This window comes from Glaciecola siphonariae (genome assembly GCF_042652645.1).
In the GTDB taxonomy this organism is placed as follows: Bacteria; Pseudomonadota; Gammaproteobacteria; order Enterobacterales; family Alteromonadaceae; genus Glaciecola; species Glaciecola siphonariae.
The window spans coordinates 123,783-141,263 of record NZ_JBHSGU010000029.1 but is presented as its reverse complement, the minus strand read 5'-3'; the positions used below and the strand labels follow the sequence as shown (position 1 = coordinate 141,263).

The 17,481-nt window shown below is 45.0% G+C and carries 13 protein-coding genes; 7 read left to right on the top strand and 6 right to left on the bottom strand.

Annotation, left to right across the window (positions count from 1 at the left end):
* Positions 1-22: 22 nt before the first annotated feature.
* The 3 genes from ACFO4O_RS17380 to ACFO4O_RS17370 form a co-directional block, all read right to left on the bottom strand.
* Entirely contained in the window at positions 23-2,257 is a 2,235-nt protein-coding gene (locus ACFO4O_RS17380; protein ID WP_382410851.1) for a malate synthase G, read from the bottom strand.
* 145 nt (positions 2,258-2,402) lie between these two features.
* The gene (locus ACFO4O_RS17375; RefSeq protein WP_382410849.1) at positions 2,403-3,350 is read right to left on the bottom strand and encodes a LysR family transcriptional regulator; all 948 of its coding nucleotides are present in this window, start codon (positions 3,348-3,350) and stop codon (positions 2,403-2,405) included.
* A gap of 460 nt (positions 3,351-3,810) precedes the next feature.
* Positions 3,811-5,412, bottom strand: coding sequence for an isocitrate lyase (locus tag ACFO4O_RS17370; protein WP_382410847.1), 1,602 nt, complete (start codon positions 5,410-5,412; stop codon positions 3,811-3,813).
* A gap of 670 nt (positions 5,413-6,082) precedes the next feature.
* Here ACFO4O_RS17370 and ACFO4O_RS17365 point away from each other — a divergent pair.
* A complete protein-coding gene (locus tag ACFO4O_RS17365) occupies positions 6,083-7,495 on the top strand; it encodes an alkaline phosphatase (RefSeq protein WP_382410845.1) in 1,413 nt (470 codons plus the stop codon).
* Between the two features lie 417 nt (positions 7,496-7,912).
* Positions 7,913-8,737, top strand: a complete 825-nt coding sequence (locus tag ACFO4O_RS17360) for a hypothetical protein (RefSeq protein ID WP_382410843.1) — start codon at positions 7,913-7,915, stop codon at positions 8,735-8,737.
* A 181-nt stretch (positions 8,738-8,918) separates the two neighbouring features.
* Here the strand turns inward: ACFO4O_RS17360 and gloA are convergent, their stop codons facing one another.
* The 3 genes from gloA to ACFO4O_RS17345 form a co-directional block, all read right to left on the bottom strand.
* Positions 8,919-9,473 (bottom strand): lactoylglutathione lyase, encoded by a 555-nt coding sequence (gene gloA, locus ACFO4O_RS17355; protein ID WP_382410841.1) that lies wholly within the window; start codon positions 9,471-9,473, stop codon positions 8,919-8,921.
* 11 nt (positions 9,474-9,484) lie between these two features.
* Positions 9,485-10,228, bottom strand: coding sequence for a VC0807 family protein (locus tag ACFO4O_RS17350; RefSeq protein ID WP_382410839.1), 744 nt, complete (start codon positions 10,226-10,228; stop codon positions 9,485-9,487).
* 66 nt (positions 10,229-10,294) lie between these two features.
* Entirely contained in the window at positions 10,295-11,362 is a 1,068-nt protein-coding gene (locus tag ACFO4O_RS17345; protein WP_382410837.1) for a potassium channel family protein, read from the bottom strand.
* Between the two features lie 307 nt (positions 11,363-11,669).
* Between ACFO4O_RS17345 and queA the strand changes: the two genes are divergently transcribed.
* The 5 genes from queA to secF all read left to right on the top strand — a co-directional run bounded on the left by queA (position 11,670) and on the right by secF (position 17,258).
* A complete protein-coding gene (gene queA, locus ACFO4O_RS17340) occupies positions 11,670-12,716 on the top strand; it encodes a tRNA preQ1(34) S-adenosylmethionine ribosyltransferase-isomerase QueA (RefSeq protein ID WP_382410835.1) in 1,047 nt (348 codons plus the stop codon).
* A gap of 162 nt (positions 12,717-12,878) precedes the next feature.
* A complete protein-coding gene (gene tgt, locus ACFO4O_RS17335; protein WP_382410833.1) occupies positions 12,879-13,991 on the top strand; it encodes a tRNA guanosine(34) transglycosylase Tgt in 1,113 nt (370 codons plus the stop codon).
* A gap of 58 nt (positions 13,992-14,049) precedes the next feature.
* On the top strand, positions 14,050-14,388 hold the full coding sequence (yajC, locus tag ACFO4O_RS17330; protein WP_382410831.1) for a preprotein translocase subunit YajC: 339 nt from the start codon (positions 14,050-14,052) through the stop codon (positions 14,386-14,388).
* Between the two features lie 69 nt (positions 14,389-14,457).
* Positions 14,458-16,302, top strand: a complete 1,845-nt coding sequence (secD, locus tag ACFO4O_RS17325) for a protein translocase subunit SecD (RefSeq protein WP_382410829.1) — start codon at positions 14,458-14,460, stop codon at positions 16,300-16,302.
* 17 nt (positions 16,303-16,319) lie between these two features.
* Positions 16,320-17,258, top strand: coding sequence for a protein translocase subunit SecF (gene secF / locus ACFO4O_RS17320; protein WP_382411125.1), 939 nt, complete (start codon positions 16,320-16,322; stop codon positions 17,256-17,258).
* Positions 17,259-17,481: the final 223 nt, after the last annotated feature.

Below are 17,481 nucleotides of genomic sequence, written 5' to 3'. Positions count from 1 at the left end.
ACTTATGCGCAATTATTCAGACTTATGCAGACTGTTTGGTAAAATCATCTGTCACGACAGACTGCTGCGCCAAGCGTGCCTTCATTTCTCTGCGGCGTTGATGCAGAAGTGGTTCGGTGTAGCCGTTAGGCTGTATTTTACCCAAAAATATAAGGTCTTTTGCCGCCTGAAAGCCGATGCTGTTATCTAAATCAGGCAGCATTGGAATATAGGAGGCGTCACCTTGATTTTGTTCATCTACCAATTTAGCCATGCGTTTGAGCGATTCGTTTACCTGATTTGCCGTCAGTAGACCATGCTCTAGCCAATTGGCAATATGCTGGCTCGAGATACGCAAGGTGGCTCTATCTTCCATCAAACCAACATTATTTATGTCGGGCACTTTTGAACACCCTATGCCTTGATGCACCCAGCGCACTACGTAGCCTAATATTCCCTGCACATTATTGTCGAGTTCACGCTGTATTTCGTCGTCAGTAAGGGTGCGTTGACTTTGCAGTAGAGGAATGTCGAGTATGGTATCGACGCCATCAAAGGTGTGTGTTGAAAGATGCTGCTGCACCTCAAATACATCGACTTGATGATAATGCAAGGCGTGTAGAGTTGCGGCAGTAGGCGAGGGGACCCATGCCGTGCTAGCGCCGGCCTTTGGATGGGCAACCTTTGTTTGCATCATATTAGCCATGAGTTCTGGCATCGGCCACATACCCTTTCCAATTTGCGCCTTGCCCGAAAGGCCATGATTGAGCCCGGTGATCACGTTTGCCATTTCGTATGCCTGCAGCCACGGGCGCTCTTTGAGTTCTGCTTTTGGTGCAAATGCGCCCTTCAGCATAGACGTATGAATTTCATCGCCGGTTCGGTCTAAAAATCCGGTATTGATAAAAACCACTCGCTCTTTAGCCTTTGCGATACATGCGCTTAGGTTTAAGCTCGTGCGTCGCTCCTCGTCCATGATGCCTATTTTGAGGGTGTATGATGGTAGTTTAAGCGCAGTTTCAATCGCGCTAAATAAACTGCAGGTAAATGCCACCTCTTCTGACCCGTGCATTTTTGGCTTCACAATATATACACTGCCGGTTTTGCTGTTTTCAAACGCACTGTTTTTACTAAGGTCATGCTTGGCAATCAGACTTGTGATAATGCCGTCCATAATGCCCTCATAAACCGGTTCGTCATTGAACAACACAGCATCGTTTTGCATCAAATGGCCAACGTTGCGGATGAACATTAAACTCCGACCCGAGAGGGTCAAACCCTCGTGAGCGCCGTCTGGGGTTTTGTAAAAACGATTTGCATGCATTTTACGGATGCTAGTTTTGCCGTTTTTTTCGAGCTCTACACTGAGATTGCCCTGCATTAAGCCTAACCAGTTTTGATATACCAGGGTTTTGTCTTCTGCATCTACCGCGGCGACCGAATCTTCGCAGTCCATGATGGTTGTAAGGGCAGACTCCAGCGCGATATCTTTGATGTTAGCTGGGTCACGCTCACCAATGGGATGAGTTGGGTCAAACTGGATTTCAGCATGAAGACCATTATGCTCAAGTAATATAGCGCTGATATTATTCAGGCTACCCTGATAGCCTTTAAGCTGCGCCGGATCTTGTAGAGTAGTTCGAGTATCATCACTGAGCGCCACAACCAGCTGTTGATTTTCGATATAATAGGCGGTGCTTTGCACATGGCTTCCATGCGTGAGGGGGGCAATTACGTCAAGATATTTCCTTGCCTGCTGTATGACTTCATCGCCTCGATTCGCGTCGTACTGTTTGCCAGAGGGCAAGGAGCCAAGCGCATCTGTGCCGTACAAAGCGTCGTATAAACTTCCCCAGCGAGCGTTTACCGCGTTTAGCGCATATCGGGCGTTGTTGATGGGGACCACAAGCTGCGGTCCGGCCATTTTGGCTATCTCTTCATCAATATTTTGAGTGCTAATTTGGGCTGAGTCGCTGCGTTCAGCAGCTTGTGCTTCTACAGCTTGCGCTTCTAAATAGCCAATCGACTGCAAAAATGTTTTGTACTGCTCAAAGCTTGCTTCTTTTTGCTGAGTATGGAACTCATCAATAGCAGTCTGCAGCTGAATGCGTTTATTTAACAACTCATTGTTTGGGTGAGTAAACTCATTAAGCACGGCTTCGAAGCCCTGCCAAAACTCAGCTTCACTGACATCTAAGCCTACTAATGCTTTTTTCGTTATAAATGAATAAAGCGTCGGGGCTATCTTAAGGCTCCCTTTTTCAATATATGCTGACATGGCTTTCTCCCGCGTTAATCTGACTTGCAGTGTATGAGAGCAAACTACTATTGTTTAGTTTATGATAAATATGTTTAGCATAACTTACATGAATAGTCATTGGCATGGGCTTATCGTATGTGAGCTAGCCACATAACGAAGTAGTTTAATGACTTGGAGACATCTCTTCGGCCACCTCATTTATTAGGCGGCGCAGCCATATATGCCCGGCGTCGTGATGCAATAAAGCGCTCCATGCCATCTTCAGGGCGATAGGGGGGATATCAAATGGCGGTGGCACAACAGTGATAGCAGGGTCGTCTTTAAATATTTTTGCAGCTTTGCTCGGCAGAGTCGCAATAAGGTTCTGCGTTTTTGCCAGCTGAAGCGCCGCATGATAGTGGCGCGTGAACACTCGAATATCTCGTTGTTTGCCAATTTTGGTGAGCTCGGCATCTACCCAACCGAGTTTTTGCACTTCGTTAGGGTCAATACCAACGCCTACACCAAAGCCGGTTTTACTTACCCAAATATGTTGTCCTTGCAGATACGCCTGCAAATCAAAATTGTCTTTAGCCGCGTGATCAGAGCTGATAACACAGGCAAAGGTGTCGTACCAAATAACCTTCTGATGAAACGACAGCGGCAGTTCATCAAATCGATTAATCGCCATATCAACCTTACCTTGCTCCACATCGTGAAAGGTTACGTCACTTGGTGTGATTAAATCGAGGGTAATATTGGGTGCGAGTTTTGACAATTTGCCAATAAGCTCAAGCAATAAGGTTGATTCAGCATAATCACTGGTCATAATGCGGAAGGTGCGAACGCTTGTACTCGGTTCAAATTCTACTTCAGGCTGTATAGATGATTCCAGTCGGCTTAAGACATCTCGGATAACTGGCTGCAGCTCAAGTGCCCGCTTTGTGGGTGTCATCCCGTCGCTAGTGCGCACGAGTAGGGGGTCTTTAAATAAGTCCCTAAGGCGTTTTAAGCCGTTGCTCATTGCTGGCTGAGTAATACTCAGTTGGTTTGCAGCTCTTGTAACGCTGCCTTCTCTGAGTAACACGTCTAAGTAAACGAGTAAATTAAGGTCTACCTTTGCAATGTTCAAAAAAACTCCCCAATTTGCAGTTGTTGTCGTTGTTCAAGCATCTAAAGAACGCATACAAAGCATGCGTATAAAGAACGTAGAGAAAGGATGCAGTCGCCGTACGTGCATTATGCCTATCGTGAACACACATCTCGATACGAGTATATAAGCAATAGAATATCGCATTGATTATTCATTAGTAGCATGAATGCCGTTTTTTTATGTATTTTATTGATATTTATACTCATTTCTTTGTTCTGTTATCGGGCCGAAGCGGTGTATCGCTCAATTCAATATTGCTAAAACCTAAGCTTTGCGCTCGTCTTGCCTTGTTGTGCTGCACTTATTGGTATTGATGCTTTTTTTCTATGAGAAATAAGTCTTAAAAATAAATCTGAAAAAAGTCTAAAAGATGAGCGTAAAAAAACGCCCCGAAGGGCGCCGAACAAGAGTCTTTAAATATTGAAGTCACCACGTGCTGCTATGCAACTACGTCAAACTGGTTCATCGTGTTGTCTTCACCAGAGGCTTTAAGCGCCTGCTCACCAGAGAAGTACTCTTTGTGAGTATCGCCTAAGTCTGAACCAGCCATTGCTTGGTGTTTTACGCAGGCTAAGCCCTGTCGAATCTCTTGGCGCTGAACACCTTTCACATAAGCAAGCATGCCGTCTTCACCAAAATAGCCTTTTGCTAAGTTGTCGGTAGACAGAGCCGCCGTATGATAAGTTGGTAGGGTAATTAAGTGATGGAAAATTCCGGCCTCACGAGCAGCATCTGCTTGGAAGGTACGAATTTTCGCATCGGCCTCTAGTGCCAGTTCTGAGTCATCATACACAGACGACATCAATGCACTGCGGTCGTAGCCAGCCGTGTCTTTACCTGCTTGTGTCCAGTTATCGAAGACTTGTTGACGGAAGTTCAACGTCCAGTTGAATGACGGACTGTTGTTGTACACCAACTTCGCGTTGGGCACTTGCTCACGGATCGCATTTACCATGTCTGCAATTTGACCGACATGGGGCTTTTCAGTCTCAATCCATAACAGATCGGCGCCGTTTTGTAAGCTTGTAATGCAATCTAGCACCACACGATCAAATCCCGTGTTTTCTTTAAACTTATAGAGGCCATTGGGTAAGCGCACCGGTTTTACTAATTTTCCGGCAAGTTTCATCACTGTGTCGCCTTCGCTCAGCTCCTCAATGTTGCTAATCTCTGTAGTCTCTAAAAAGGCGTTGTATTGCGCGGCTAAATCGTCTGCGCTTTGCGATACCGGAATTTTTTGCGTTAGCCCAGCACCCAATGAATCTGTGCGCGCAACAATCACGCCATCGTCCACACCTAGCTCCAAAAATGCGTATCGTACTGCATTAATTTTTGCCAAAAAGTCCTCGTGGGGAACAGTGACCTTTCCATCTTGGTGACCACACTGCTTAGCGTCTGAAACTTGGTTTTCAATTTGGATGCAGCAAGCACCCGCTTCAATCATTTTTTTAGCTAATAAGTAAGTGGCCTCTTCGTTACCAAAACCGGCGTCTATGTCTGCAATTATGGGAACAATATGTGTCTCAAAATTATCAATTTTAGCCTGAATCGCCTTTGTATCTTGCCCATTAGCTGCAGCAGTATCGAGCTGGTCAAAAAGTGAGCCTAGTTCGCGTGCGTCAGCCTGACGTAAAAATGTGTAAAGCTCTTCTATTAACGCTGGCACTGACGTTTTTTCGTGCATAGATTGGTCGGGCAGTGGACCAAACTCAGAGCGCATCGCTGCCACCATCCAGCCTGACAGATATAAGTAGCTCTTGCTGGTAGTGCCCTGATGTTTTTTCACTGCTAGCATTTTTTGCTGGCCTACAAAGCCATGCCAGCAGCCTAGTGATTGGGTGTATTGCGCACTGTCGGCGTCGTAGTCAGCCATGTCTTGGCGCATAATGCCGGCGGTGTACTTAGCGATGTCGAGCCCGGTTTTGAATCTATTTTGCGCCTTCATGCGCGCCGCATACTCAGGACTAATCGCATTCCAAGCACTGCCCTGTGCAGATTTAAGTTCGGTGAATTGTTTAATGTCTTGAAGATAAGTTGACATAGTGATTTCCTCTTCTGTGTCTGCCTAAATTTTGGCAGTTGTGAATAAGCGGCTTTGCTTAAGACCTGCTTTCATCCTAGAAGACCAATCTCAATAAAAATAATGTATAATTTTCATTTTCGATATTCATTTTGTGAATGATTGCGCTTGAACGCTTGGGTTTGCTTGCTTGAACGCAGTTAGAATATTGAAATCAATATGAGAATGACCATGAGTATGGTCGCACGTACTACAATAACCATAATTATGACCGTTAGTACGGCCATAAGTGTGAATAAGCGCTTGAAGGGCCATGGGAGGATTCATTTCTAAGTCTCGGCTTACTCACCGCTTATTTGTTGCGAAAACACCGCTTCATCATTGGGTACTTAATCACTGGGAACTTAATCAACAGATACTTAAACACTGGAAATGCACTAACAAAGCAAATAAGTGTTTAAAAAACCTCGTTAGATTATAAATTTTAAAAATTCCTAGTATACTCATACCACGCATATCTCAACCGAACAGACACGTTCGGTAAGCAAAAAGTGATGCTCTGTAGTAACACACGTTGTTTATGCAGATGTGTTTGTGCAGATGTGTTAATGCAGATGTATCAATGCAATGATAATGGGCAAAAAGCGATAATGTACTTGTATAAGCTATCGCGTCACTCTTCGGACATACTATGAAAAAGCACAATAATATTTCAGCCTCTTTTTTACGTTTTAGCGCAGTTGCTGCCAGCCTTTTATGTTTAGCCACGGCTACATCTGCGAGCGATAACACGCCAAAGCAAGACGCGCCCAAAAACATCATTATGGTCATTGCCGATGGCATGGGGCCTGCTTATGTATCAGCATATCGATATTATAACGACGACCCAAATACCGAGGCGGTCGAGACTACAGTGTTTGACGACATGCTTATAGGTACCGCGCGCACTTACCCGCACGGCGATTCTGGCTATGTGACCGATTCGGCGGCGAGCGCGACGGCACTGGCCGCAGGCGTAAAAACTTACAACGGTGCCATTGGCATGGACGTTAACAAGCAGCCCCAAGAGACGGTTCTGCATCGGGCGCGAAAGCAGGGCATGAAGACAGGGCTAGCGGTCACCTCAACTATTGTGCATGCAACACCAGCTTCTTATATGGTGGCAAACGAGCAACGTCGCAACTACGCCCAGATTGCGGATAGTTTTTTTGACGATAGGATCGACGGAAAATTTCTGGCTGATGTAATGCTAGGGGCCGGTACCGACCACTTTATTCGTGAAGACCGTGATGTGGTCAGTGAATTTGTAGCAAACGGTTATCAATATATTACAGCTTATGACGAACTTGCGTCGGTCGCCACAGACAAGCCCCTGCTGGGCTTATTTGCACCGCAAAGTCTGCCCTGGTCGCTAGATGATAGTGACCCCCTTCGCCTAAACACCTTAACCAAAGCGGCGCTTGAGCAGCTCGACAATAAAGACGGATTCTTTTTATTGGTAGAAGCTAGTCAGGTAGACTGGGCAGGGCATGGTAACGAGATTGCATCGGCAATGGCTGAGATGACCGACTTGGTGGCAACCATGAACACGATTAAAGCGTTTACGGCCACTAATCCAGATACCCTTGTTATTCTAACAGCAGATCACAGCACTGGCGGGCTGACGGTTGCCGGAGAAGACGGGTATCGCTGGGATCCTAAATGGTTAAAGGGCGTTAAGGCATCAGTACCGGAAATAGCAAAAGGGGTGCTATCGCGCTCTTTAATGGAGTCTTCTTCGAACAGCAGTAAGCAAAACAATGAGCCCGCTGCCTTTGTGGCTGAAATGTTTGGTTTTGAGCTTACCGAGACCGAAGTCGCCAGTGTTCAATCTATTTCAAGTGATATGAAGCCGCGAGATGCAGAAAATGTATTGAAACGTATCCTCGATGAGCGAACTAATACTGGCTGGACAACCATCGGCCATACTGCGGTAGATGTGAATGTATTCGGTTATGGCCCTGGCATTGAGCGTTTCAGCGGCAATATTGATAATGTAGACATTGCTCACGGTATTTTTGAGCTTTTGGACGTGCGCCAATCACCCGCTAATTCAACGCAGTAACTCGCGTTATAACGCTGCTGGAGGAATGTTTTTTCTCCAGAAGAGCTGAGCTTATGTAACTAAAGGGTATGATGCGGCTATCTTAACTAGCCGTTCTCTTGTTTACCGTGTCTATCCTTTTCATTTTTCATTTTTCATGCCTTTTGCAGTAGCTTTTTTATTCCTACATTTTTCAGTCTAAATATCTTGTCTATTGTCTTTGAAGCAGACTCCCTAAATTAAACAAAGAATTATCTTCTTTGTTCTGCGTTAACACCTGTCAGATTTCTTTACAAAATTTCACATTTGTTATTTGTTCATTTTTTAAACAGTTGATTAAGTTTGAATTTAATGAGCTGGCACATTCCGTGCTGTACAAAAAATGAGCAATAGGGGTTTTGTAGTTTGCTCGCATTCTCTAACAAAAGGAAAATTGATATGAATAAAATGTGTAACATTCTTATGGCAGGCTTATTACTTGTCTTACTGCCATCTTTTAATGCCTCCGCATATATTGTGGGAGGTCCTAGCGCCGCATTTCAAGCCAGCAATGGTTCATATGCTTGGGATGGCGGTTTAAACGTGGTTGGCTTTCGAGAAGCTCTTGAAAATCCTGTTTACTTTGGCCCCGGCGGCATAGTAAATGAATCTATTTCAACCGTCGACATTGTGCCCGATGCAGCTGGTTTGGCCGGAGTAGACGGATTTATTGTACCTTGGTGGCTTACGAGCGAATCAACGTCCTTTCACGCAGATGTCATCGATTTCTTCTTGAACGGTGGTGATTTGTGGTTGATGCAAGACAGTGCAGGTCGAGATGGGATAGGTGCCGCTCTTGGACTGCCCACGGTTGGTCAAACCGCAATATCACCAGTTAATGGCATCGCGCCTTTATTCGATGGGCCTTTTGGCGTGGCTAACAATATAACGCAGGGGGGTGGAGAAGAAGGTTACATTTCGCTCAATGATGTACTTGACAATAACGGCACGGTAATCGGGACAAATGCTGAAAACCAAGTGATAGCGGCTGCTTGGGGCGCAGGCCAATATGCAGCGGGAGCGGGTTCTTTGATTGTGGTAGCCGACATCGATATGTTTACTACGCAGGCAGACTTTTCGCCGCTCAATGACAACGGTATTTTTGCACTAAATGCGTTTGCGTTTTTAGCGACCTCAGAAAACCCTATTGATGTGCCGGCGCCGGCGGGCATATTGATAATGGGTCTTGCGATAACTGTGATGTGGGTACGGCGAAAAAAATGAAGTAGAAAATGAAGTAAAAAATTAAGTAAAACAGAAAGGTCCGTGTTCATGGACCTTTTTTGACAATTTTGATGGTCGCTTTGAAGCATTTCGTTTATTACATGCATTTGTTACGTGCATTCATTACACGCCTTAAAATATTCCTCAAGGTATGCCTCAACGCCAAATGCTACCTACTCGCTTATTCTGTGTGTTTCCCAAGCATCTTTGGTAGGTCGTGTGGCGTGAAAATTTCAATCCAGTACCCGTCTGGGTCTTTTATAAATGCGATGCCTTTCATGCTGCCATCGTTAGGCTTTTTCTGAAATTCAACACCGAGCGATTCAAAGCGCTCGCAGGCTTGCTCTATGTTGGGAACTGCAAATCCGATATGACCAAAGCCTTTAGGCTCATTATTACCATTATGATAAGACACATTCTCATTTTGCTCATCTCCCCAGTTATGAGTGAGCTCTAGCATGGCGGGGCGACCAAAGGTTTGGATAATGCGTTCATTTGCATCCTCTGACCATTGCTCTCGTTGGTCAGGTGCAATAGACGTCAAAAAATAAAGACTAAACTGCATATCTTCAAAGTCTAAACGTTTGACCAAGGTCATACCTAACACCTCTGTATAAAAGTGAAGGCTACGTTTAGGGTCTTTAATTCGCAACATGGTTTGGTTGAACACAAAATTATGCGTTGCGCTGTCATGCTGCTCACAAAGCCCGTCGGCTTGCTCAAAATGTCGAGTCATTCTCTACTCACTTATTGATTCAAGAAATTTTCTATGGGTTCGCCCGTGCAGCGCGATATTTGTTTGAAAAGGTAGATGAGGGCAGTGATAAGAAGCACCATACTGGGGATAACAATTACCGGATAGCTGAGCGCCGTCATGCGCCCGAGCTCTTCTGTATACGCGGTCGTTCCCGGTTCCGACACTAATATCCATTTGGCAAGGCCATAATTGAGCGCCGACGACAAAAAGAAAGAGGCGGTGACGATATAAGAGCTCACGGCTACCTTTTTATTAAATTCAGCGCTTGCATTGTGATGAGCCAGGCTCGCGTTAAGCTTATCCCAATTGATGATCTGGTCGTTTAGTATCAGCATTTTAACTAGCGGCTTTTGCGTAAATTGTGTTACCAACACTGCAAGCCCTATGGCTGCAGGGATTGACGCCTCTTTAATTGCCATGTATTCCGCCGGTAGCTTCAATAGGCTTATTCCGCCGGTGAGCAATACACTCACAATACCAAGAATTGAAAAACCATTTATCTTTTTGGTCTTTTGTAAATCATATAAGCCAAAGCCAAGCGGAAACGCTAAGGCAACAACGACGCTCCATGCAGGTCCAAGATGTTCGTCTGAGCTCAAATAGCTCATGATCAGCACGGGCACTGCAATATTAAAAACTAGATTGCCAAAAAAACCGGTTTGAGGAGGTTTATTGGCCTTTGGCCCAGCGCTATTAGGCGAATTGTTGTTTTCTATAGGGGCTTGCTCTGTCATGTACTACTTACTCTCGTGTAAAACGCTTTTCGCAGAATAAAACTCTCACAAACAATGGCCTCAAAACTAGATTTCTTCGCTTGAGTCGGCAAACGACTGCCACGCAATATCGTTGATGCGCTTGTCAGCAATGTAGAAGACCTTCGCCCCTGCGTGGAGTTCATCCGTTAAGGGGGGATTAACGATAATATTATGAAAGTCGCTATGCTCCACATAGCCAATAAAGGTAGCGTTATAGCGTTTTTTAAGGGCTAAAAATACAGTTTCTACCTTTAAATCTTGTGTTGCCTCTGGGATAGTGGCTGAAAACTGTGCCTGTCCTTCATATACGTCTAATAAATCGTGATGCAGTAAACTTGAACCTGGGTCGAACGCCGATTTTGCCAGCATCTCTACCGCAACACTGGGCGTGCACTCAATTTCAGGACAATGTTTTTGTAACAACGGCACTAGGCTTTCATCATCGAAATAAGCGACTTTGTGCGCTTTTTGATTGCGCTTGGAGCAATAGAGCGCCGTGGTCATGGTCATATCGTCTTGCGGATTGTCTATAATAATTGTTGCCGCTTTATCTATGCACGCTCTGTCCATATCGTCATCGTTGTTAAATGAGTGCACCTTCACAAAATCGATTTTTGAGGGCATGGGGTTTTCAATATCTGCACGAACACACAGAACAATATCGGGATTGTTCGACGCGCTTGCCTTCTCAATCAGCAGAAGTTTGAGTAGCTGCATCGTTCGTTTGCCGTTCCAGCCTATTAGTAATACGTGATTTTCAACATTTAATGCGTTCAAGCCTTTTGCTCCTTTTTGCCACTGATTCCCTACCCAATTGGCAATTCTGCCCAATAACAATGCAAATATACTTAAGCCAACGGGAATAATGTAGAGCGCAACGGCCCATTTTCCTGCCTCGGTGGTAGGTGACATATCGCCATAACCAACAGTGGAGCCGGTGACGACGAGCCAATAAGCGAAATTATGAGTCGCTAAGAGATCGTATTCTCCTACCGCGTATAATAACAAGTAGCTCGAAACGGCGTAGGCGAGCGTAAAACTGACAATTACGTACCATCGCATTTCGCTTAAATATCGCGCCATAATCCGTTTGGCTTTTATCCATGTTGTCATTATGCTGAGTTCACACTTTTATTGTTTCGATGATTTAAGGCATAAAGTTACCATAACTCAACAACCTTTTTCCCGTAAAAAAAGTAAAAATACGATATTCATGAGTAAAAAAAGTAAGGCTACAAAAGAAAAGCCCAGCGATAAGGTTGGGCTAAATTTAAGACTACAGGGAGATGTCTAAAATATGAACAATAGATACTAGGTCAGTACGATACAATGTGCGACAACTTTAAGGTATGTGAACCTGTGCTTAGGTATCTGATACTATCCCTTTTGACAAAACGCCCACCAGCAAACAGTGAGAAATATGAAAATAAGCGACTTTGACTTTGAGCTACCTGAAGATTTAATTGCCAAATATCCCGCAAAAGAGCGTACGTCTAGCCGGATGCTAAAGCTCAATGGAAACACTGGCGAGGTGGTTCATGGGCAGTTTACTGATATTTTGGACTTACTCGAGAGCGGTGATTTACTCATTTTTAATAATACTCGGGTAATACCCGCGCGGCTATTTGGGCAGAAATCATCTGGGGGCAAGGTTGAGGTCATGCTTGAGCGCGTACTTAATGATAATACTGCGCTCAGCCACATACGCGCGAGCAAGTCTCCTAAACAAGGCGCGGTATTGAATATGGAAGGTGGCTTGCAAATAGAGGTCTTAGGGCGTCAGGATGCATTATTTCATATCAAATTTTTAGGCACAGACAATGTGTTTGAATTGTTAGAACGCCACGGTCACATGCCTTTGCCACCTTATATTGACCGCCCTGATGAAGAAAGTGATAAAGAGCGCTATCAAACGGTATATAACCAAAAGCCCGGTGCTGTTGCAGCGCCTACCGCTGGACTCCATTTCGACCAAGCATTATTAAACGCCTTGTCACAAAAGGGTGTTGATTCAGCCTTTGTAACCTTGCATGTGGGGGCCGGTACTTTTCAGCCCGTGCGCGTTGAGAATATTGAAGAACATCACATGCACGCTGAATATGCGGAAGTCACCGAAGAGGTAATAAGCAAAATATTAGCCACCAAAGCCGCGGGTAAGCGAGTAGTTGCTGTGGGAACGACGTCGGTGCGTTCGATAGAGTCGGCAGCGCATCAGCAGGACGATGCGCTTATTGCGCCATTTTTATCAGACACCAGTATTTTTATCTACCCGGGCTTTAACTTTAAAGTCGTCGACGCAATGATTACTAATTTTCACTTACCGCAATCCACTCTCATGATGTTAATCAGCGCATTTGCTGGACGCGAGGAAGTGATGCAGGCGTATCATCAAGCCATAGAAGAGCAATACCGATTTTTTAGTTATGGTGATGCTATGTTCATCGAAAAAAAGGAAAGTGACCAGTAAGATTTACGCCTTCTATGGAGCGCTAAAGGAAACACGAACCCTTGCGTACTTTAGCTAATGCCAAGGCGGGTAGCTTTTGCTATAATCTCGCCCAATTTTTGATAGCCTCAATGTCTGCTGTGTTCTTGCAGTGCAAATTGAGGAATTGGCGCAGAGTATTCAATGAAATTTAATTTATTAAACACCGATGGAATGGCTCGCAGAGGGCAATTGGTGTTTGACAGAGGCGTTGTTCAAACGCCCGCATTTATGCCCGTTGGCACCTACGGGACGGTCAAAGGCATGACACCGGAAGAGTTAGCCGATACAGGCGCTCACATTTGTTTGGGTAATACCTTTCACTTAATGTTACGTCCGGGTACGCAAATTATAAAAGACCATGGCGACCTGCACGACTTTATGCACTGGGACAAGCCTATTTTAACTGACTCTGGCGGCTTTCAGGTGTTTTCTTTAGGGGATTTACGCAAAATCAATGAAGAGGGCGTGACTTTTCGTTCGCCTATCAACGGTGAAAAAATCCTCCTTACACCCGAAAAGTCTATGCAGGTTCAGCGTGATTTAGGCTCCGACATCGTGATGATTTTTGACGAGTGCACGCCATACCCTGCCACGCCCGAAGAAGCCGAAACATCTATGCAGCTCTCGCTGCGATGGGCGAAGCGCAGTAAAGATGAGCATGGTGACAACCCTTCGGCCTTGTTTGGCATTATTCAAGGAGGCATGTATGAAGATTTACGCGATGTGTCACTTGAAGGCTTAGAAGCGATAGATTTTGATGGTTACGCCATTGGCGGTTTGTCGGTCGGTGAGCCCAAAGAAGATATGATGCGCATTGTTAAACATACCGCTCCTAAAATTCCAGAGCACAAGCCTCGATATTTAATGGGCGTAGGAAAGCCTGAAGATATTGTAGAGTCGGTAAGACGCGGGATTGACATGTTTGATTGCGTTATGCCAACGCGAAATGCACGCAACGGTCACTTGTTTGTAGGGGAGGGCGTAATAAAAATTCGCAACGCGAAGCATAAGACGGATACCTCGCCGCTTGACGAAAATTGTGATTGTTACACTTGTAAAAATTATACTCGGTCATACCTTCATCACTTAGACAAGTGCAACGAGATACTTGGCGCTCGTTTAAATACCATTCATAATCTACGCTATTATCAAAGCGTAATGGAAGGGTTAAGAGAGGCTATTGAGCACAATCGCCTAGAAGAATTTGTTGCTGAGTTCTACGCTAAAAAAGGGATGGACGTTCCATCGCTTTAGCACCAAGGCTTACAAACAAGATAACAACAATAAGAATTTACATTAACAAGGAAATATTATGAGCTTTTTTATATCAAGCGCACATGCACAAGAGGCCGGTGGAGCTGCACCTGGTTTTGGATTTGAACCACTTATCATGCTCGCCGTTTTTGGCCTGATTTTTTACTTTCTACTTTATCGCCCTCAAGCTAAACGCGTAAAAGAGCATAAAAACTTGGTGTCGTCTTTGGCAAAAGGCGACGAGGTGCTTACTCAAGGCGGGATTGTGGGCAAAATCACAAAAGTCTCTGATGAAAAAGACTTCATTGAAATTTCGCTTAATGAGACCAACCAAATTCTTGTTCAAAAGTCTGCGGTAAGCGCAGTACTGCCAAAAGGCACGCTCAAGTCATTGTAATTAATTAACAAAGCCGCATAGTTAGTTAACTCTCGCTAGCTAGCGCTAGCGGCTTTACAGGAAGTTATTGTGTTAAACCAAACTCCAATTTGGAAATACGTGCTAGTTGTATTTATGCTGGCACTTTGCAGTTTGTATGCGCTCCCAAACCTCTACGGAGAGGATCATGCGGTGCAAATTTCATCGGGCAGAGATACCACTGTCACTCAAGCCTTAGCAGCCAATGTTGAATCGCAGTTAAACAAAGCCAATATTGCGATAAAAGCAGTTGAATTTGAAAATGACAGGATCCTTATCCGCGTGCCTGATTCAGATACACAATTGCTTGCTCGTGAAACCCTCGAAAAGTCCTTAGGTGACGACTACTTTGTAGCCATGAACCTAGCGCCAGATACTCCCGACTGGCTTGATGACTTAGGTGGCACGCCGATGAAGTTAGGCTTAGACCTAAGAGGCGGCGTACACTTTATGATGGAAGTGGACATGAACAGTGCTATCGATACTGCCGTAGGTGGTGTGGTAGACGAGTTTCGTGACCGCTTACGAGAAGAAAAAATTCGCTATCGTTCGGTACGCAAAGTAGGTGATGCGGTTGAAGTTGTTTTTCGCGACGAAGACGTATTAGAAAGCGCGCAGTTCTTCTTACGCAACAGCTATCAAGACATGACCATTGATGAGCGTGATTCACTAACGCTCAGAGCAAGCTTTACTGAGGCTCGTCTTACTCAAATACGCGATTATGCGGTGAAGCAGAATATTACTATTATTCGAAATCGAGTAAACCAGCTTGGAGTTGCAGAGCCGCTTGTACAAAAGCAAGGTCAAGACCGAATAGTCGTGCAATTGCCGGGCATACAAGATACGGCAAAGGCGAAAGAGATCCTCAATGCTACCGCCACACTTAACTTCCGCCTTGTTGATGGCGAAGGTGACATCCGCGACGCCGTGAATGGCCGCGTGCCGGCAGGTTCAGAGTTGTTATATGAACGAAACGGCCAGCCAGTATTGCTGAAAAAACAAATCATGCTAGAAGGCAGTCACATCATTGATGCTACAAATAGCATGGATGAGAACGGGTTTCCGCAGGTTAACATTAATCTTGATTCTAAGGGCGGCAGTAAAATCAGTAAATTCAGTCGCGATAATATCGGTAAGCCAATGGCGACGGTGTTTATTGAATTTAAAGCCACCGATGAGCGTGACGCTAATGGCAAGTTGATTTTTGAAAAATCTGAAGAAGTGATCAATGTCGCCACAATTCAAAGTCAGTTAGGTTCGTCCTTCCGCATTACCGGTATCGACTCTGCAAGCGAAGCCAGAGACTTGGCATTACTTTTACGTGCTGGAGCGCTCATCGCGCCTATCCAAATAGTAGAAGAGCGCACCGTGGGGCCGAGCTTAGGTAAAGAAAATATTGAGCTGGGCATGCAAGCGATTATCTATGGGTTGATTGCCGTTCTGATATTCATGCTTATTTACTATCAGGCCTTTGGCATTGTTGCCAATATCGCCTTGGTAACCAACTTGGTGATGATAGTCGGCATTATGTCGATGATTACAGGTGCCACACTTACCTTACCGGGCATGGCTGGAATAGTATTGACGGTGGGTATGGCGGTAGATGCCAACGTTCTTATATTCGAAAGGATACGGGAAGAACTGCGAGACGGGCGAAGCCCCCAGCAAGCAATCCACTTTGGCTACGACAATGCATTTTCAACGATTTTAGATGCCAATATTACCACCTTCATTGTGGGGATGATTTTGTTTGCTGTTGGAACCGGACCGATTAAGGGCTTTTCAATCACCTTGATGATTGGCATTCTGACATCAATGTTCACTGCCATCATAGTGACCCGCGTGCTTGTAAACCTCTTTTGGGGTGGCAAGAAAATTACGAAGTTAGCGATTTAAGGAACGAGACAATGCAAATTCAAATATTGAATCTCAAAGAAACCGTTAACTTTATGAAGTTTCGGTTTCCTGCGATGATTTTTTCCACGGTCCTTATTATTGGCTCTATCGCTTCGTTGGCGGTGAATCAACTAAACTGGGGCTTAGATTTTACTGGCGGTACGGTTATTCAGGTTAATTATCCCGACGGGGCCAATCTCGAATTAATACGAGATGAGCTCAGCGCGGCAAATTTCCCCGATGCTGTGGTGCAAAACTTTGGTAGCAGTCAGGAAGTACTGATTCGCGTAGCGCCAAGGGACGATGTGCAAGCAGAAATTATAGGCGATATGGTAATGGCCGCTCTGAAAGAGGGCTCGTCTAACGTCGAAATGCAGCGCATCGAATTTGTGGGGCCAAATGTAGGAGAGGAGTTAACAGAGCAAGGCGGTCTTGCGATGTTGGTCGCCCTTATATGTATTTTGATATACGTGGCTATGCGTTTTGAATACCGCTTTGCACTAGGTTCGGTGGGCGCTTTGGCTCATGACGTTATTCTTACGCTTGGCTTGTTTAGCGTGTTGCAGCTTGAATTTGACCTAACCGTACTTGCAGCTTTGCTAGCGGTAATTGGTTATTCACTTAACGATACCATTGTGGTTAGTGACCGTATTCGTGAAAACTTTCGCAAAGTTAGAAAGGGCGGGCCAGAAGAGGTCATTAATATTTCTCTGACTCAAACCCTAAACCGAACGATTGTTACCTCGCTTACCACCATTTTAGTGCTGGTCGCCTTGTTTTATAAAGGTGGGGCACTCATCCATGGGTTTGCCACGGCCTTGCTATTTGGTGTGTTTATTGGGACGTATTCGTCTGTTTATATCGCATCATCTGTTGCGCTGTTCTTAGGCGTGAGCAAAGAAGACTTAATGCCACCTGAAATTGAAAAAGAAGGCGAGGACCTAGAATCGCTCTAAGCATGTAAATTAGGCTGTTTTGGCAGATTAGCCATAGTAAAACCAAAAAAGCACGCTCTTGAGCGTGCTTTTTTATTGCATTTTTTTACGAGTCAATATTGGACAAGTTAGTCTTCGCTCCTCTGGTGGTGCTGAGGGCCGTTTCTTAAACAGGATTCAGCTTATCTAAACATCGGCGACCGGCAAAAAATATCGAAGCGGCCAATCGCAAATGAGAGTTGTC